General features: G+C 45.8%; 19 protein-coding genes. 10 read left to right on the forward strand and 9 right to left on the reverse strand.

The features are described 5' to 3' along the window. Positions 1-2: 2 nt before the first annotated feature. Complete coding sequence (locus ACXAGQ_RS19620; RefSeq protein WP_475256118.1) at positions 3-542, forward strand: redoxin domain-containing protein; 540 nt, start codon at positions 3-5, stop codon at positions 540-542. An 81-nt stretch (positions 543-623) separates the two neighbouring features. On the opposite strand, the gene ACXAGQ_RS19625 is transcribed toward ACXAGQ_RS19620, so the two are convergent. The 3 genes from ACXAGQ_RS19625 to ACXAGQ_RS19635 are packed head-to-tail and all read right to left on the reverse strand — an operon-like array spanning position 624 to position 4,517. Beyond that, positions 624-1,469 (reverse strand): dimethyl sulfoxide reductase anchor subunit family protein, encoded by an 846-nt coding sequence (locus tag ACXAGQ_RS19625; RefSeq protein ID WP_475256120.1) that lies wholly within the window; start codon positions 1,467-1,469, stop codon positions 624-626. After that, positions 1,466-2,092, reverse strand: coding sequence for a DMSO/selenate family reductase complex B subunit (locus tag ACXAGQ_RS19630; RefSeq protein WP_039469785.1), 627 nt, complete (start codon positions 2,090-2,092; stop codon positions 1,466-1,468). The genes ACXAGQ_RS19625 and ACXAGQ_RS19630 overlap by 4 nt, the downstream gene beginning before the upstream one ends. Before the next feature lie 13 nt (positions 2,093-2,105). Continuing rightward, positions 2,106-4,517 (reverse strand): DMSO/selenate family reductase complex A subunit, encoded by a 2,412-nt coding sequence (locus tag ACXAGQ_RS19635; RefSeq protein WP_475256121.1) that lies wholly within the window; start codon positions 4,515-4,517, stop codon positions 2,106-2,108. A gap of 425 nt (positions 4,518-4,942) precedes the next feature. Here ACXAGQ_RS19635 and ACXAGQ_RS19640 point away from each other — a divergent pair, with 425 nt between their 5' ends. The 5 genes from ACXAGQ_RS19640 to ACXAGQ_RS19660 all read left to right on the forward strand — a co-directional run bounded on the left by ACXAGQ_RS19640 (position 4,943) and on the right by ACXAGQ_RS19660 (position 8,605). Continuing rightward, complete coding sequence (locus ACXAGQ_RS19640; RefSeq protein WP_475256123.1) at positions 4,943-5,488, forward strand: helix-turn-helix domain-containing protein; 546 nt, start codon at positions 4,943-4,945, stop codon at positions 5,486-5,488. 146 nt (positions 5,489-5,634) lie between these two features. Further along, positions 5,635-6,369, forward strand: a complete 735-nt coding sequence (locus ACXAGQ_RS19645; RefSeq protein ID WP_475256125.1) for an HAD family hydrolase — start codon at positions 5,635-5,637, stop codon at positions 6,367-6,369. A gap of 188 nt (positions 6,370-6,557) precedes the next feature. Further along, positions 6,558-7,094, forward strand: a complete 537-nt coding sequence (locus ACXAGQ_RS19650) for a cytochrome b (protein WP_475256127.1) — start codon at positions 6,558-6,560, stop codon at positions 7,092-7,094. Beyond that, positions 7,095-7,664 (forward strand): YceI family protein, encoded by a 570-nt coding sequence (locus ACXAGQ_RS19655; protein ID WP_475256129.1) that lies wholly within the window; start codon positions 7,095-7,097, stop codon positions 7,662-7,664. A 185-nt stretch (positions 7,665-7,849) separates the two neighbouring features. Further along, positions 7,850-8,605, forward strand: a complete 756-nt coding sequence (locus ACXAGQ_RS19660; protein ID WP_475256131.1) for a DUF2076 domain-containing protein — start codon at positions 7,850-7,852, stop codon at positions 8,603-8,605. A gap of 43 nt (positions 8,606-8,648) precedes the next feature. On the opposite strand, the gene ACXAGQ_RS19665 is transcribed toward ACXAGQ_RS19660, so the two are convergent. Further along, positions 8,649-9,092 carry an Lrp/AsnC family transcriptional regulator gene (locus ACXAGQ_RS19665; RefSeq protein ID WP_475256133.1) on the reverse strand — a complete coding sequence of 148 codons (444 nt, stop codon included), beginning with the start codon at positions 9,090-9,092 and terminating at the stop codon, positions 8,649-8,651. A 111-nt stretch (positions 9,093-9,203) separates the two neighbouring features. On the opposite strand from ACXAGQ_RS19665, the gene ACXAGQ_RS19670 reads away from it, so the two are divergent. Further along, positions 9,204-9,791: a LysE family translocator gene (locus ACXAGQ_RS19670; protein WP_475256135.1), complete on the forward strand. Its 588-nt coding sequence runs from the start codon at positions 9,204-9,206 to the stop codon at positions 9,789-9,791. A 623-nt stretch (positions 9,792-10,414) separates the two neighbouring features. Further along, positions 10,415-11,932 (forward strand): phospholipase D family protein, encoded by a 1,518-nt coding sequence (locus tag ACXAGQ_RS19675; RefSeq protein WP_475256137.1) that lies wholly within the window; start codon positions 10,415-10,417, stop codon positions 11,930-11,932. Positions 11,933-12,008: 76 nt separating this feature from the next. Here ACXAGQ_RS19675 and ACXAGQ_RS19680 read toward each other — a convergent pair whose 3' ends face one another. The 3 genes from ACXAGQ_RS19680 to ACXAGQ_RS19690 all read right to left on the reverse strand — a co-directional run bounded on the left by ACXAGQ_RS19680 (position 12,009) and on the right by ACXAGQ_RS19690 (position 14,234). After that, on the reverse strand, positions 12,009-12,905 hold the full coding sequence (locus ACXAGQ_RS19680; RefSeq protein WP_475256138.1) for a 6-pyruvoyl trahydropterin synthase family protein: 897 nt from the start codon (positions 12,903-12,905) through the stop codon (positions 12,009-12,011). A gap of 87 nt (positions 12,906-12,992) precedes the next feature. Further along, positions 12,993-13,727 carry an acyloxyacyl hydrolase gene (locus tag ACXAGQ_RS19685; protein WP_475256140.1) on the reverse strand — a complete coding sequence of 245 codons (735 nt, stop codon included), beginning with the start codon at positions 13,725-13,727 and terminating at the stop codon, positions 12,993-12,995. A gap of 126 nt (positions 13,728-13,853) precedes the next feature. Next, positions 13,854-14,234 (reverse strand): SpoIIAA family protein, encoded by a 381-nt coding sequence (locus ACXAGQ_RS19690; RefSeq protein ID WP_475256142.1) that lies wholly within the window; start codon positions 14,232-14,234, stop codon positions 13,854-13,856. Positions 14,235-14,382: 148 nt separating this feature from the next. Here ACXAGQ_RS19690 and ACXAGQ_RS19695 point away from each other — a divergent pair, with 148 nt between their 5' ends. Beyond that, complete coding sequence (locus tag ACXAGQ_RS19695) at positions 14,383-15,162, forward strand: AraC family transcriptional regulator (protein ID WP_475256645.1); 780 nt, start codon at positions 14,383-14,385, stop codon at positions 15,160-15,162. On the opposite strand, the gene ACXAGQ_RS19700 is transcribed toward ACXAGQ_RS19695, so the two are convergent. Then, positions 15,156-15,563 carry a hypothetical protein gene (locus ACXAGQ_RS19700; protein ID WP_475256144.1) on the reverse strand — a complete coding sequence of 136 codons (408 nt, stop codon included), beginning with the start codon at positions 15,561-15,563 and terminating at the stop codon, positions 15,156-15,158. The two genes, ACXAGQ_RS19695 and ACXAGQ_RS19700, sit on opposite strands and share 7 nt — an antisense overlap. Before the next feature lie 92 nt (positions 15,564-15,655). Next, entirely contained in the window at positions 15,656-16,108 is a 453-nt protein-coding gene (locus ACXAGQ_RS19705) for a methyltransferase family protein (RefSeq protein ID WP_475256146.1), read from the reverse strand. A gap of 129 nt (positions 16,109-16,237) precedes the next feature. Here ACXAGQ_RS19705 and ACXAGQ_RS19710 point away from each other — a divergent pair, with 129 nt between their 5' ends. Next, a complete protein-coding gene (locus ACXAGQ_RS19710; protein ID WP_475256148.1) occupies positions 16,238-16,744 on the forward strand; it encodes a M48 metallopeptidase family protein in 507 nt (168 codons plus the stop codon). Positions 16,745-16,763: the final 19 nt, after the last annotated feature.

The raw sequence follows: 16,763 nt of genomic DNA on the forward strand, positions 1-16,763 counted from the left end.
ACATGGATTATTCGTTGAAGCTCAAAGCAGGTAACGATTTTCCTGCCCTGACAGCAACAATGCTCGATGGCTCTGAAGTAAAACTGGGCGAGCCTCAAGGTGACGCAACTTGGCAAGCTGTCTTTGTATACCGAGGCAAACATTGCCCCCTTTGCACCCAGTACCTCAACGACCTAGAAAATTACAAGCAAGCCTTTGCTGATGCTGATGTCGATATCCTTGCTGTTTCGGCAGATTCAAAAGCGCAGCTTGAAACCCACCTTGAAAAGCTCGATATCTCATTTCCTATCGCTTATGGGCTTACCAAAGAGCAAATGAAAACCTTGTGTGTCTACATTTCCCTACCACGCTCCGAGCAAGAGACAGATCATAATTTTGCCGAGCCGGGCTTGTTTGTGGTTAACGAACACGGAAAGTTGCACGTGGTCGACATATCCAACAACCCATTTGTCCGTCCTGAACTTGGCGCTTTAACCCGCGGCCTTGCTTGGATCAGAAATCCTGACAACCACTACCCAATCCGCGGTACGTTGGATTATTGATGAACTAAAAAAAGATGAAGGCGGAACTCCAACCTTCATCTTTTTATCAAACCTATTGAACTGATAATGTTCCTGAGCTAGTTACATACCGCTGCCCGCACTGATAAATACGTCATAGAAAAATGCACGTCCCATCAGCTCAGAAGCTAGTACGATAGCAAAGCTAGCAAATACCACAGGCTTGGCACCATGGCTTCCTTTAGTTGCGCTGACCAACCAGAAAATGATACCTGATATCAACAAGCCGACACGAATCAGTGCCACTCGGAACGAATAATCGACCACCTCAAATGGGTTTACGTGGACATTCAACTGACCAAGCCATACCAAATATGCCGCGTACCCCATCAGAGCAATAATGCCAAATGCCGCAGCCGAAACGGCAAGGGTTTTATCTGCTTTCGGCGCCAGCTCTCCCATTCCCTTAGCTTGCAAGCGAAGCATTACCGCTGCAGCAATAGGCCCAAGAACCGCAGCCGTCATTAAGAACTGGAACGAGGTAAACGGCGTGTTCCATGTCGGTACGGTGGCCAACGTATAAACATTTGCAATCGCTAAGATGAAAACCACTCCCATCACCATTGCGATTGGCAGCAGGAATTTACGAACATCTGGCCTGATATCAAAAAGGCGCATACCGGTGTAAGCAGCGCCCGCACCGCCAAACAGGCTAAGGCCTACAATCTCAAGGCTAAGTGCGCTACCGTGGGCAAGACCAAACATAACGTTAAACATACGGAATGGTTGGCCTAGGTGGGTGACAGACGCCATAGCACCGATACCCAGCAGGACAAAGACCGCAATAAAGCTTCGGGTCATCACCTTCTCATTGGGTTTTAGCAGCATTTCAACCAGGCCTAAGGCAATGAACATACCGACAGCAGCCTGTGCTAAGACTGTAAAGATAACAAGTGATAGCTGGCTCATGCTCCCACCTCCGTTGGATTCTGGATTTTCCCTTTGGTATCACCACTTAATTTGCTGTTGGAGCAAGTGCTAACAATCAGGTTCGGGCTTGTCAGTCGAGGATCAGGCAACGGTGCAATATCAGCCCTTGCGCCGTATTTCTCGCGTAACTCATGAATCGGCCCAAAGTCCAATGCACGCAGCGGGCAAGACTCCACACATACTGGCTTTTGCCCAGTACCGATACGCTCATAACAACCATCACATTTGGTCATGTGTTTTTTTTCTGGGTTGTACTGCGGTGCGCCATAAGGGCAAGCCATTTCGCAATAGCGACACCCTACACACACATCGCCATCAACAACTACGAGGCCATCTTCTTTTCTCTTGTGCATTGCACCGGTTGGACACGCCTTGGTGCAGGCAGGGTTGCTACAATGATTGCAACTAACCGACATGTAGTAGGCGAAAACATCATTGGTATAGGTACCATCAGTACCCATTACCCAGTCACCGCCCGCGTATTCATATACCCGACGCCAATTCACACCAACTGGCAGGTCACTTCTATCTTTGCAAGATACCTGGCACGTTTTGCAGCCTGTGCACTTACTAGTATCAACGTGAAAACCATATTGAGTCATTTATACCCGCTCCTTAGACTTTTGCGACTTCAACGAGGATGGAGTGCTGGCCGTTGCCCTTGGACAATGGTGTTGCACGCTGATTGGTAAGTGTATTGACACATCCCCCTAAATCGACGCCGTTTTTATCCGGCGAGTACCAAGCGCCCTGACCTAAGCCGACAACACCCGGCATGATTCGAGGCGTGACCTTCACTGCCATACGGATCTCACCGCGGTCATTCCAAATTTTGACGTGGTCTCCACTTTGCAAGCCACGTTTGTTGGCATCAATTGGGTTGATCCACAATCCATCGAAGACGGCTTCACGCAGCCACGGGATATTGTGGTACGTCGAGTGAGTGCGCCCCTTGGTGTGGTAGCCCGCAATTTGTAGCGGGAAGTCCTTAGCCCTTGGGTCTAAATGACTGTCCCAACTAACCACATACTGAGGCAGTGGTGTTACGATGTCACCTTCGACCAAATCCCATTCTTTGGCAATGGTCTCAAGCTTCGTGGAATATATTTCAATTCGGCCTGAAGGGGTTCCTACCGGGTTGGCAACTGGGTCTTTGCGGAAATCTTCCAATGCGATACGCCCTTCTTTCGGGGCAACAATCCGGTACGGGCCCTGCTTACGCAAGTCGGCCAGGCTCGGGATCGCCGGGTCTTGCTTCATTCGTTCGCTATAAAGGAATTCCAACCACTCATCATGAGTGCGACCTTCAGTAAACTGTTCGTGTAAACCAAAACGCTTTGAAAGCTCGGCACACATTTCATATACGCTCTTGGTTTCAAACAATGGCTCAATAACCCTTTCAAGAGGGAACAGAGCTGCCATCGAACCCGAAGAGTAACCGTCTGAGCTAACTTCGGTATTTTCAAGCGTGGTCACATCTGGCAGAAGCAAGTCAGCCCAGCGAGCAGAAGCCGTCATGTGGTTATCACACACCACGATAAACTCACAAAGTGACTCATCTCCCAAGATTTCTGCCTGACGGTTCAAGCCCGCATGCTGGTTCATCAACACGTTACTGGCGCAGGAAATAATAAACTTGATTGGATTTTCTAGCTTATCGCCGCCTTGCAGGCCATCAGATTTATCCGTCATTTCATGGTGACGCCAGATAGCATCCACCCACTTAAAAAAGGTAACTCGGGTTGAAATGGGATTTGAGCCAACAGGTAAGCGAGGCGCAGGATAGCCATAGTTAGCTGGCATATCGCCGGTATTCGTGCCCGCAAGGCCAATGTTACCAGTAAGAATTGGCAGCATTACGATTGCACGGGATGTTTGCTCACCATTGGACTGGCGCTGGATACCCGTCCCCTGAGTAATAAAGCAAGGTTTAGCTGTACCAATTTCACGCGCTAGTTGAATAATTTTCTTGGCTGAAATACCGGTGATTTTAGATGCCCATTGCGGCGTTTTCTCAATGCCATCAGGTCCGTGGCCAAGAATATGCGCTTTATAGTGACCATTCTGAGGTGCGCTGTCAGGTAGGGTTTTCTCATCAAAGCCTTGGCAGTACTTATCGAGGAAATCCTGATCAACCAAGTGCTCGGTGATCAGCACATGGGCGATACCTTCAACCAAGGCGGCATCGGTACCCGGACGGATTGGGATCCACTCATCTTCTTTACCCAGCATGGTATCTGTATAGCGTGGGTCGATAATAATAGTACGCACATTGCGCTTACGCTGGGCATTAATATGTTCGTGGATCTCACCGCCGCCGCTCATTCGTGTTTCAGCTGGGTTGTAACCGAACATCACCAGCAGCTCAGCATTTTCAATTTCCGTGGTATAAGAGCCGTAAGCCGATGGCTTAGTATTGCCATAGGTAAAAGGGAGTGCAAACTGGATTTGGCCCCAACTGTAGTTGCCATAGTAGTCGAGGAAACCACCCATCAGATTCATTAGGCGTTTAAAACAATCTTTGCCGTCTGTACGTAACCCCTGAGTACCTGACCCATAGGTAATATGTACTGCATCGTTGCCATACTCTTTGAGGGTATACTTGAGTTTGTCCGCCATTAAATCAAACGCTTCATCCCAGCTAATACGCTGGAAACGGCCTTCGCCCCGCTTACCAATACGCTTCATTGGATACTTCAGGCGATCAGGACTGTATACCCGATGCTTGATAGAGCGGCCTCTTAGACAAGCTCGAATCTGATGCTGGCCGAATTCACTGTCCTCACCACGGTTATCCGTTTCAATTTGGGTGATCACCCCATCTTTGGTATGCACCCGAAGGGCGCAACGGCTGCCGCAGTTCACCATACAAGCTGACCAAGCTGTATTTGTATCACCGACTGGTGATTCAGGTTCTTCAGCTGCCACTGTTTTGAACGGCAAAGGAGCCATTGCCGCGCCACCGACAGCTGCTCCCCACTTCATAAATGTCCGGCGTCTCATTTTAGAGAAATCCGTATCGCTCATCCTCTACTCCGTAATCAGTATTGATATAAATTAAGTTGCCCATGTCTCATTGCACTTATCATGGGAAAAACAAAAAAGATGAGTTGATGTACGGGTACCGAAATGTCGTAAAGGTATTGCTATCAACTCCCCCATCGCTATAAATTCTTTATAGCGAACAAAAATCCGTTATAGTGTCCAACGGATTTTTTGCATTGTCAATTTGAGATTGTTGTTAATAGAGGTAGCGCTTGTTGCCATTCAACGCATCAATAGGTTGATTTCTGCATTCTTCAGACCTAACACTCTGTAATTAAACCCTTTATATTCGAGTTGCGAAGCTCGTTTACAGCTACTATGATTCACCCTCTTTAGGCGCTGTCTGTCAGCGGTAAAGCCAGTGGTGATGTTTGTCATCTAAGCAACAAGTTTCAAAAGAGGTAAAAATGAACGACTTTTCCGTGTTGGGGGACAACTTAAAAAGCACCCGTAAGAAAATGGGCCTAAGTCTCGACAAAGTGTCTGCTATGACGGGTGTCAGTAAAACCATGCTGAGTCAGATAGAAAGATCGGAGTCGATGCCTACCATTGCAACAGTGTGGAAAATTGCAAACGGACTCAAAATCAAACTGGAGACCTTGCTGGAAAATTCAAGCTCTGAGGTTGATGTACAGAATATCGAAGATATGATCCCGGTGATGGATGATGACGGTAAGATGATCATCCATAGTATTTTTCCGTTCTCTCCGACCAGCGGTTATGAAGTATTCCATGGCACCTTCAAGCCCGGCTGCAATTATTCAAAATCGAATCATACAAACAGCACCACTGAACAAATCTTTGTTAATCAAGGTGTGCTTGAATTGGTGGTTAGCGGCAAGTCTTATGTACTTAAAGCCGGCAGCTCAATAACTTTCGATTCAATGCAAGAGCACAGATATATCAACCCTAGTGATGAAGATGCCAAAGTGGTAATCATCGTAAACTATTAACAAATTAGATTTGTGACGCAAAAAGGTCATAGTCTTGCAAACTAACTGTCATCCCCCTTGCATAGTCTCTATCGAAACTGAGCGAATGCCGTTAGAAAGCGGCTTAGCAAAAGCGACTTATACAACAAAGATCATAGGAACACAGTTTGACAACCAATAACTCTGCAAACATTAACTCTACAAACAAGCAGCCAGCAAAAAAAGTGACACCTTACCTCGCGGTTTTCGATCTTGATGAAACATTGATTGCTGCTGACTCTGCTAGCCTATGGAGTGCCTACTTGGTCGAGAAAGGTATAGCGCCATCAACACTTCTACAAGAAGAGCAAGAAATGATGGAAGCCTATGCCAAAGGCCAAATGGACATGGATGACTACATGCAGGCGACGCTAAAGCCAATGATTGGTATGGATAACACCGCCGTAGCAGCTTTAGTCAATGATTTCATCGTTCAGCACATCAAGCCTGCCTTGTACCAAGATGCAATTGAACGAATAGAGTGGCACAAGCGCCGCGGCGATACCATTTTGGTTATATCTGCTACCGGTGAGCACCTCGTGAAACCTATTGCTCAACTACTCGGCGCTGACGATGCCATTGCCATAAATCTTGAACAGATCAATGGAAAATTTACTGGGAAAACAACAGGTACGCTAAGTTACCAATATGGAAAGGTGATCAGGATGAAAGCATGGCTAGACCAACAAGATAACACATTCAAAGGCAGCTACGGATACAGTGATTCTATCAATGACCTTCCGCTTTTAGATGCTGTGGACCGCCCGTTTGCCGTCAACCCTGATCCTTCCTTGGCGCTTCACGCCCAGATGAATGAATGGACCATCATGGACTGGCGCCACGACAACAACATCCTGCGATAACCCCACCTCATGACAGCAAGCCATTGCCAATAGGGTCATGGCTTTTTCATTTCTGTTATCAATTGCGTCTCGTGCCCTGCAACCTCAATGTTATTCAAATAAACTGATGTTGTTGTTCTACTGTTACTACTTATGTTCCAGACAGGTATGTCTACAATATCCCTATTAGTGACATACGGTAGAACAAGATGAACAAGGACAGAAAGACTTATGATGGTTTATCCATCTTTATCCACTGGCTTACAGCAGTCACTGTGATTGGCTTATTTGCGGTTGGGTTGTGGATGGTGGATCTCAATTATTACTCGCAATGGTACAAGCCAGTCCCACACTGGCATAAGTCAGTCGGCATCTGCCTTGCTCTGGTAACCATTTTCAGGTTGATATGGAAACACGTCAAAAAGCAGCCTGCTATTGAAGGGGCTGCATGGGAAATCGCTGCAGCAAAAATGGCTCATGGCCTGATTTACATTTTGCTTCTCGGTATCTTCACTTCTGGCTATCTCATTTCAACAGCGGATGGTCGTGCAATCGAGGTCTTCGATTGGTTCGCGGTACCGTCTATGGGAGAACTCTTCCCAAACCAAGCAGATATTGCAGGAGAGGTACACTATTACCTTGCCTTCGCCCTTATTGGACTCGCCAGCTTGCATGCCTTAGCGGCAATCAAGCACCACTTCATAAATAAAGACAACACCCTAAAGAAAATGTTGGGAGTAAAGTAAATGAAAAAGCACATCATCGCCATGGGACTAATGGCAGCGGCATCAGTGTCAGGTATTGCTCAAGCGGCAGATTACGCTATTGATACAAAAGGTGCCCATGCATCTATCAACTTTAAAGTTGATCACCTGGGCTACAGCTTCATCAAAGGCCGTTTTAACACTTTTGACGGTACGTTTAGCTACGATCCGCAAAACTTGTCAGCTTCTAAAGTACAAGTGAATGTGGATACAACCAGCCTTGACAGTAACCATGCTGAGCGTGATAAGCACTTGCGTAGTGCCGATTTTATTGATGCGGGTAAATTTTCAACAGCAACATTTACTTCGACAAAAGTAGAGCCTAAAGGCAATGGCGAAATGACCATTTTTGGTGAGCTAAGCCTGCACGGCCAAACCAAGCCTATTGCCATTGATGCCCAGTTCATAGGTGAAGGTGAAGACCCATGGGGTGGCTATCGTGCAGGTTTCACAGGCACGACCCGCATCGACTTCAAAGATTTTGGTATTCAGGTGATGGGCTCTTCTAGCTATGCGGATATCGAACTGCATGTTGAAGGCATTCGCCAATAAACAACACAGCGCATCGAAAGTAAATTAATTGCAAAATCCGGCTATTTGCCGGATTTTTTGTATGCATTTCAACCAATCAGCAATGTTTTTTACGCATGGTTACAGATTGAAACAGGAACCATGGGCTAGGATGAAGGTCATAAAAACAAAGCATAATGACGTGCTACTCAATGAGAAGGTAAATCATGACACCACAAGAAAAAGAGCTGATTCAAAATGTCGCCAACAAGCTGAAGCAGAGCCTAAACAAAGCCAAAGATGCTGAAGCAGAAAGCTTGATCAACAATGAAATTGGTGCTCAAGATGACGCAGTCTACAAGCTTACCCAAGCTGTTCTTGTACAAGAAATGGCGCTAAAGGAACTCAAGCAAAAAAATGAGTACCTTGAGAAGTGCGTTGACCACCATAAATCGGAAGCCAACCGTAGCGCACTGAGCAAGATGATGGGTGGCAACCGCCCTGCCCCTCAACCGCCACAGCCGACCCACCAGCCAAGTGCCTTTGGTAGCTTTATGCAAACAGCAGCCAGCGTGGCTGTAGGTATGGTTGCCGGTAACATGATCAGCAACATGCTATTTAATAATGACGACCCTGCCGCTGATGCGATGGCAGCAACCGATGCTCAAGCTGCAGACACTTCAGCTGAAGGTGTTCCTGCAGATGAGGCAGTAGCAGATGATGCCCTGGCGAGCTCTGGTGCAGAGGAAAGCTCTGGTGGCTTCTTAGATGACTCTTCTAGCTTTGCATCAGAATATACTGACAACAATGGCGGCTTCGGTACTGATGGGCTGGGTGGCGGCAGTGAAGGCTTTGGCGATGCGGGTTTCGGAGACGCTGGCTTCGGGAGTGATGGCTTTGAAAATACAGGCTTCGACGACACTCTAGCCAACAATGGCTTCAGCGGCGATGACGGCGGCTTTGATTTCGGTGGTGACGAATAACCAACCACCGGATCCAAATTTAAGGGCACACATGGTGCCCTTTTTACCCTCGATCATCTTTGGGAGTATCCATCACTACCATGGTGCTAATCGAGTTCACTTGTGGGATCTCACCCAACACATCAGCATGAAAGCGCTTATAAGCATTCAAGTCAGACGTTTCAACCCGCAGCAAGTATTCACTCGCCCCAGTAATGTTATGGCACTCCACGACCTGCTTGGCCAAACAGATATGAGATTCGAAGTCCAACTGTGACTTTTTACTATGGTTCGATAAACCAACACTCACATAAGCCACAAAACCGACCCCCATTTTGGTCTGGTTTAATATTGCTTTATAACCGGTAATGACCTTTTGCTTCTCAAGTTCTTGTACACGCCTGAGCGTCGCTGACGGAGATAGCCCCACCCTTTGCGACAGCTCGACATTGGTTAATCGACCATCCCGCTTCAGCTCTTGCAATATTTTTTCGTCAAATCTATCCATCACGCAACTTTATTGTGTTTGAGGTGACTATCAAGCAAAGTTAGACACAAAATTGCCTGACTCTTTCATTAATATACAGATTAAAGATGAACAGACCAACTAGGCAACACTATGGAATACCAACACCTTTTCGCTCTTGTGACCTTTGCTTTTGTTTCAACCGTGACTCCTGGGCCTAACAATATTATGTTAATGACCTCTGGTGCGAATGTCGGCTTTATTCGCACTATTCCACATATGATGGGAATCATCTTTGGGTTTAGCTTCATGGTCATTCTGGTGGGAGTTGGGCTAGTCGGCATCTTCCAACAATACCCGGCATTGCACCAGATATTACAAACGGTGAGCGTAATTTACCTTCTCTACCTAGCTTTCAAAATTGCAAAAAGTCGACCGACTGTCTCAGATAATACTCAATACAAGCCAATGAGTTTCTTCTCTGCAGCAGGCTTCCAGTGGGTGAACCCAAAGGGATGGACAATGGCTATCACCACAATCAGCATTTACAACACAACGTCAGATTGGCGTGGGATTGCTCTTATTTCATTGGTCTTTGCTATTGTGAATATCCCCTCAGTGAGTATATGGGCTTTTGCTGGCAGACAGTTACAGTCCTTGCTTCAGCAGCCAGCTAAAATGAGGTATTTCAACTTCGCGATGGCAGGATTACTGGTCGCTTCTCTGAGTCAGGCGTTATAGTTGAGGGGGCCAAAAGAAGAAAGCCTCCAGAGTGGAGGCTTTCAAGGTTTATTTCTTCGCTTTTGCATTATCTAGAATTTCTTTAATACGCTTATTTGATACACGTTTAGCCATAACAATAACTCCTTTTAAAATTACGTAGCACGGTCTAAAACTTCATCCTATAGTGCTGAAACACGCTTATGGACTTAACTTTTAATATACGTAAGTTGTTGCACATTGGAATACCTACTTAAAATTCAGGCATCTAGCTCTCGGGAAAAAGTTAGAATTAATCGCTGAATTTAAGCGAACATAAGAAATAAAAAATCATAAAAACTCGACTTTTCATCAAGATATCAATGAATTTTAATAAAAGCGCAAAACCTTCATGCATGTGGAATTTTGTGAGATCGGACTCAAAATCTAGCTCAAAGCATCATCCGCAATAGAGAAAGCGAGTAAATCACTATCGTCCCATAAGCATTTTTTATACTAGTCATTTGTAAAAATCTGGCTTCTTGTTACGATTTATCAAAAGTTCTAGCACAGTTTTCAAGTCTGTAACTAGGCAACAAACATGGTAATTACTACAATTAAAACCTATGTTTATAGAAAATTATAACTATAAGGTTTGAATTAATTTGCTGCGCTTTGTTCAATACGTTGTTCTCATTATCGGATTTTTTTCATTTTTCGGTTGCTCATCCTTGCCTGAAGCAGAAAAAACGCCGACGTATACTATTCCATTTGATGCACAAACTGAACTGGGACGCCAGGTTAAGCCTTATCTTGATGATTATCAAAACCTAACGGGTTTCTATCCTCTTGGTGACGGTCAAGAAGCCTTTCTCGCCCGTCTGGCCCTCATTTACAGTGCCGAGCACAGCCTTGATCTTCAGTATTATATTTACCGCAGCGACAGCACCAGCTCATTGATGACCTATGCTCTCTACCAGGCCGCTGAGCGAGGTGTGCGAGTGAGGATTCTACTGGATGACATGCAGTCAAGAAACGACACCTCACTCGCTAGATTGTCCAGCCATCCTAATATTAAAATTCGCCTGTTCAATCCTTTCGTTAACAGAAAGTCACGTATTTTTGGTTTCATCAGTGACTTCGACAGGCTCAACCGCCGAATGCACAATAAAGCCTTAATTGCCGATAATGCTTTTTCCATCACTGGTGGGCGCAATATCGGCGATGAATACTTCGCTGCAAATGCCGCTATTGATTTTGGTGACTTTGATATTCTTATGGTCGGTGATGCTATCACTGATATTTCAGTTCAATTTGACCTCTACTGGAACAGCAAACCTTCGACCCCTATTGAGTCTTTAGTACAACAGCAATCCAAGCCCACACCAGAAGAAGTATTCGAATGGGAAACTGAGCTCAAGCGTGATTTTAAGCACTCAGAGTATATGGACTCGATGGCGAAACTCCCACTCACCGATCATATAAAAAATAAAACACTAGAATTTTACTGGGGAGAAGCTGAAGTACACTACGACCTGCCCTCAAAAGTGTACTCGCCGGAAGACACAGATCTCATGCTCCACCAGCTGAGTGCAATCCTAGAGCAGGCAGACAGCGAACTCTTACTTATATCACCCTACTTTGTGCCAACAACACAAGGCGCAGATGCCCTTGTCCAAGCGGTAGATGAGGGTATCGATGTCACGATAATTACTAATTCTCTCGCCTCAAATGATGTTTTTGCGGTTCATGGTTGGTACGCCAAGTACCGAGAGCCCTTGCTCGCCGGTGGAGTCAAATTGTATGAAGTTAAAGTCGATCCTAGCCTTAAGAAAAAACGCTCATGGTTGGGTAGCTCCCGAACCAGTTTGCATGCAAAAACCTTTATTATCGATCGCAAGAAACTGTTCGTCGGTTCCTTTAACTTCGACCCTCGCTCCGCTTACCTGAATACGGAAATGGGGGTTTTGATTGAATCAAGCGAGTTCGGTGAGCTGTTATATCAACAAGTGGACAAAAACCTAAAGAAAAACACCTATCGTTTAGCCTTGGATGAATCCGGCAACCTGGAGTGGCACAATGACTTAAGCGGGATAATAAAGCGGAAAGAACCTGACTCTGGGCTATTCCTTCGCTTTTCTGCATGGCTTTCTGGACTACTCCCTATAGAAGACCAACTCTAATTAGCAAAAAGCCCCATCAACAGATTGTTGATGGGGCTTTTGATGAAATCTGCTTTAACGAACGTCTTCGGACAAATTAACGCTTCATTTGACCTTGAGCCGAAGCCATAGCCCCTTTGCCTACACCTTCATAGGCGACGACATCAAGTGTTGAACCGACTTCGACATTCACTCTGACTTGGTCAGCAATATACTGCGCCAATAGCTCTACTGTCGTATCAGTTTCAAGCATCTCGACGTCAGTTCTGGCGATAGCCAACTCAAACTCACCCTGCGGCGCTGTGTAGCGAAATGCATAGTGGCTCTGCTCTGTAGCACTTTCAGCTGACTGGCTTAGGGTTAGCTCAGCCAAAGTGCATTCATCTTCTGTACTGCCAAGGTAAATATCTTGCCAACGTTCAGCCCACTGTTGCTCCAATGCCAAATCTCTCTGGCCGTTAATCAGTAGCTCAACCGGTGAGCGGTGACCATGCGCAATACGCTGGCAATTACCATCGTGCTTTTTCAAGCCGTGGCTGTAGTGATAAAACGGCCCAGGGATATGCTCGTGGCGAAGCGTTAGCTCCAAGCCCTGCACGTTCTCTGGTAGTTTACCTTCCAGTACTTTGTAGATATGGCGTGTGACAGATTCGATAGTGACTTCATTGTCGTCGATAAAGCAATATGCTTGCTCTGGACAATGTAGATGAAGGCTTTTGTCTCCACGCAACAAATCAACGGTCGCATAACCCGGTTTGGTTGCTGCAGTTCGAATTGCGCCGTTTTGGCTAGGAACAATCAAACGATGGTCGACAAACTCATCGACAATCTGCTTGATTTGCTTTTTCACCCGGCTGAAATCAAGCACCATGCTCATTTCATTCAATTCGCCCGACATCACCACATCGAGGATCCAACTTTCCCCTACCATACCTCGCTGCTGGCAAAGATAAGAGGCATCGATGACGGTAAGATCTCTAACAAATAGCTTCAAACTGAAGTCCTTACTGATTCTGGTTGCGGCAAGGCATTATACGCAGCTAAATTCCTGAGTAAACCGCTCAAGCTATTCAAGAGACCATTAAAAACGGTATGTGGCGCCAAGATAAGCAGATGTCACCCCTTTGAGCTGTGTTTCAACCGTCACAGTCTCTCCGGCGCTGTTTTCAGCCTGCCATGAGCGACGTTCAGAAGGCAAAACCGTGTGACGTAAGCCGACCTCTAAACCTAGATCTTCTATGACATCCCAACCCAAACCAGCCTGCAAACCGAAGACGATACCACTTTCATCATAGTTGCCAGAAAAATCCGAATCGGTTTCTGCAAATGCGTAACCAAAATGCAGCCCCACAAAAGGCCTAACGCTTCCCTGTGGGCGGAAGATATGATCAGCACTTAAAAGGTGTAGCCCAACATTGGTATCGTACGCGTCCTGGCCATCGAATTTAACCGTCGATGTATGATACTCAAAACTGTAATAGACCCTGCCTCGATCGTTAGGCATATACACACCAAAATCAAGCGCACCAAACGAGCCAGAGTCGTTATCATCAGAGTCAATGTTGCCATTGGATATGGTGGCACTATCATCACTGCCGACCAGGTTAACGCCACCCCGTAGGCCTACGAAGTATTGAAACCCAGGTTCACTTACCACAGGCTCAGAGTTAACCGGCTCAATAGCCACTGGCTCTGAAATGACTCGCTCAGGATCAATTTGAGCCGCTTCCACCTGCCCTGAAACACTTTCATCACACCATGCGTGCATAGAAACTAGCGACAATAAAACCCCAGACGCAATTACATTCCTTTTCATTTTCACCATACCTGTAGCGAAATTTATCTTTTTAAATAGGGTCTGCTTAACTTTCCCCAAACTATCAGCATCTTAATGTAAACATAGGTGCAATACTAGTTAGCGCTTTTTTATTTCACGCCATCCTTACTCCTCTCGTAGCCAGCTTATGGCTTCTAAAGAATCTTCAAAATAGCGCACTTCTCCACTCACAAACCAACTCCCGACTTTGCTCATCACTTCTTGCCAATGTTGGTTGCCATAGATGGCCACCCTGTTAAATTTCCGGCCAAACCTGAGCCCGAGCTTAAGATCATCCCAGGCCGCATGCAGATCCCATCCTTCAAAGTCAGTACCGTCAAAGTACACATTCACTATGGGATTTTCGATCCCTTCCAAAGCGCTTTCTATTAATGGCGTAATCTTTTCATAATCAGCGTGAGTCAAGGTTCCGACGGCTTTTAGCTCCATAAAAATCAGGCCGTCTAGCTGCTCAACTTCAAGGTGGATACCATGGACATAACTCATGTTTGCTCCTTATTGCATCCGGCTACCTCCATAGTTTATACCTTAGTTGACTGTGTGGCAGGCGGAAGTCACCTATGCACATCTACATGTACTTAACTGAATGTTATCGCTATTATTTAACGAAAACCCAAGCGGCATTCTCTTCACTATGGCACTCATCACCGAACAAGACAGATTCAACCCGGACACAATCAACAATCAAGTTATCGGCATCGCTGCTAATATTGGTCGTCACGATTCAGGGATGCACAGCCACCAAAAGGCGCAACTGTTATACGCCCCCTCTGGCTCTATGACTATTACGCTTGAAAATCAACAATGTATTTTGCCCCCTACCCGTGCAGCCTGGATTCCAGCAGGCGTTCGCCACTGTGCCGTCATGACAAATGTCGTCGCCTACCGTTCGGTGTATTTCGATATATCAGAGGCTAATCAACAAGAAGAACAAATTAGAATTTTAGGCGTAAACCCATTGCTCCGAGAGCTGATTGAAAGAATGGCTTTTTGGCCTTGGCAGATGCCTCACAAAGAGCAAGAAGCTGTAGTGGCACTATTCTGGCAAGAGCTATCAGAGGCTCCCGATGAAACCTTACTGCTACCGATACCAACAGACCATAGGCTCACGGCCTGGTTAGATAGACTTCAACAAGAAGGGAACTCCCCGTCACCTCTCAATGAGGCTGCGCGGACAATTGGGGCTAGCGAAAAAACTATTTCACGGATTTTTAGCCGGGAAACAGGCATGCCATATCAGGCTTGGCGCCAACAGTGGCGCCTCATGAAGGCCATTGAGCTATTGTCTGAGCACAAGCCTGTGTCTACTGTCGCTTTCGAATTGGATTTCTCCAGCGATAGTGCATTTGTCAGTTTTTTCCGAAAACACACTGGCAGCACCCCGAGTGCATACATCAAACGCCCCAATCAGTGAAGAGCCAGCACATCAATGGCAATTAACTGTGACGATGAAAGGTGTGGTTCTGAAGAAAATAGCCCGGTTTCATCATAGCGTATCTCAATTTCGCCTGAAAAAGGACGCAATAAATCATACAGCTCATCTAGCGGTTGATCAGCCATGCTCAAAGCAAGTGTCACTTCTACTCGGACAACTTGGGTCATTTGATAACCCGCCTGGGTTAGGTTTCGCTTGGTACTAGAGATTTCTCTTTTGGCTTGCCTTATTAAACACTTGTAGTCTTTTGAGAAATCAGATGTATGAGATTGAAAACTTGAGCTAAAAAAATTCACGTCGCCGCTTTTGGCAAACAAACAAGCTAAAGGTAGCTTAATGAAAGGTAGAAAATTTTTATCTATTGCTTTAATAATTTCCATAACGCCCCCAAACAACTCTTCCTTACGCATCATTAAATAAAGAGTAGTATAAAAAAGTGATATGGTGTCCCAAAAAGTGATAAATGATACAATTAACACCAACGCCTAACTCGTTGACAGTATTGATCAAATTGCTCGCTAAACATTGCTTGTAACACCGCTTCCTCAGGCGCTATCTGGAAATGGTTCATGTAGAAAACAAACAACCCGATCATGAGTAAAGGGCTAAGCGCCGAAAGATATGCAAACGCTGCGCATAGAAAACACAACAGGCCAAGGTACATTGGGTTACGTGAAAAGCGGTAAATGCCGGTTGTCACCAGCTTGGATGTTTTGTTGGGAAAGCGTGGGTCAATCGTGGTTCTTGCCTTTGAGAATGACCAAACCGCAGCCAGTCCAAGAAATGTCCCCAATAGGCAAAAGAGTAAAACAACCATTGACTGCGCCGAGAATGAAAATTCATAAAGGGGCCAATACCTTGCAAGGGTATACATACAGCCAAGGGTAATGATCAGAACTAATGGTGGGGGTAAGCGTAATTCCATTTGGTGCCTCCTTTTTCTTTTATTCTAGTGCCATATCGCGTGGCAAACCCAGACTAACATTGCCCGCATCCGTCAAAATGTTTAGAATCGCGCATCAATTCTCTCGTTGATTGACACCTGGCTGCGAAAATGCAAAAACTCAAATACCTACAGGGTTACCCCGACCAACTTGTTGGCCAAGTCAGCCAACTAGTAGAGCAAAGCAATCTCAAACGCTACTTGCAAAAAAAATACCCAGAGCAACATAGCGTCCAGTCAGAGAAGGCACTTTACGACTATGTTATTGAGCTGAAAAACCAATACCTGAGAAAGTCTTCTCCTATTAGCAAAGTGGCTTATGATGGCAAAATCCATATGGTCAACCATGCTTTGGGGATGCACACCTTTGTCTCTCGCGTACACGGCAACAAGCTCAAGGCCAAAAACGAGATCAGAGTGTCGACTATTTTTAAGCAGGCACCATTACCTTTGTTGAGAATGATCGTGGTGCATGAGCTTGCCCATATCAAAGAAAAAGATCACAACAAAGCGTTCTACCAGTTGTGCTGCCATATGGAGCCTGACTACCACCAGCTTGAACTTGACGCCCGCTTACTGTTAACCCAGCTAGAAATTGATGGTCCACTGTACAACTAGCGGTAAGCATTATTTAATT

The sequence above is a fragment of the Photobacterium sp. ABD4_091 genome (genome assembly GCF_056160145.1).

Excerpts from the sequence above, each read along its gene's own strand:
- ACXAGQ_RS19700 (WP_475256144.1), bottom strand. The coding sequence starts at position 15,563 with ATGGAAATTATTAAAGCAATAGATAAAAATTTTCTACCTTTCATTAAG.
- ACXAGQ_RS19705 (WP_475256146.1), bottom strand. The coding sequence starts at position 16,108 with ATGGAATTACGCTTACCCCCACCATTAGTTCTGATCATTACCCTTGGC.
- ACXAGQ_RS19670 (WP_475256135.1), top strand. The coding sequence starts at position 9,204 with ATGGAATACCAACACCTTTTCGCTCTTGTGACCTTTGCTTTTGTTTCA.
- ACXAGQ_RS19630 (WP_039469785.1), bottom strand. The coding sequence starts at position 2,092 with ATGACTCAATATGGTTTTCACGTTGATACTAGTAAGTGCACAGGCTGC.
- ACXAGQ_RS19655 (WP_475256129.1), top strand. The coding sequence starts at position 7,095 with ATGAAAAAGCACATCATCGCCATGGGACTAATGGCAGCGGCATCAGTG.
- ACXAGQ_RS19640 (WP_475256123.1), top strand. The coding sequence starts at position 4,943 with ATGAACGACTTTTCCGTGTTGGGGGACAACTTAAAAAGCACCCGTAAG.
- ACXAGQ_RS19650 (WP_475256127.1), top strand. The coding sequence starts at position 6,558 with ATGAACAAGGACAGAAAGACTTATGATGGTTTATCCATCTTTATCCAC.
- ACXAGQ_RS19710 (WP_475256148.1), top strand. The coding sequence starts at position 16,238 with ATGCAAAAACTCAAATACCTACAGGGTTACCCCGACCAACTTGTTGGC.
- ACXAGQ_RS19665 (WP_475256133.1), bottom strand. The coding sequence starts at position 9,092 with ATGGATAGATTTGACGAAAAAATATTGCAAGAGCTGAAGCGGGATGGT.
- ACXAGQ_RS19635 (WP_475256121.1), bottom strand. The coding sequence starts at position 4,517 with ATGAGCGATACGGATTTCTCTAAAATGAGACGCCGGACATTTATGAAG.
- ACXAGQ_RS19660 (WP_475256131.1), top strand. The coding sequence starts at position 7,850 with ATGACACCACAAGAAAAAGAGCTGATTCAAAATGTCGCCAACAAGCTG.
- ACXAGQ_RS19620 (WP_475256118.1), top strand. The coding sequence starts at position 3 with ATGGATTATTCGTTGAAGCTCAAAGCAGGTAACGATTTTCCTGCCCTG.
- ACXAGQ_RS19695 (WP_475256645.1), top strand. The coding sequence starts at position 14,383 with ATGGCACTCATCACCGAACAAGACAGATTCAACCCGGACACAATCAAC.
- ACXAGQ_RS19690 (WP_475256142.1), bottom strand. The coding sequence starts at position 14,234 with ATGAGTTATGTCCATGGTATCCACCTTGAAGTTGAGCAGCTAGACGGC.
- ACXAGQ_RS19685 (WP_475256140.1), bottom strand. The coding sequence starts at position 13,727 with ATGAAAAGGAATGTAATTGCGTCTGGGGTTTTATTGTCGCTAGTTTCT.
- ACXAGQ_RS19625 (WP_475256120.1), bottom strand. The coding sequence starts at position 1,469 with ATGAGCCAGCTATCACTTGTTATCTTTACAGTCTTAGCACAGGCTGCT.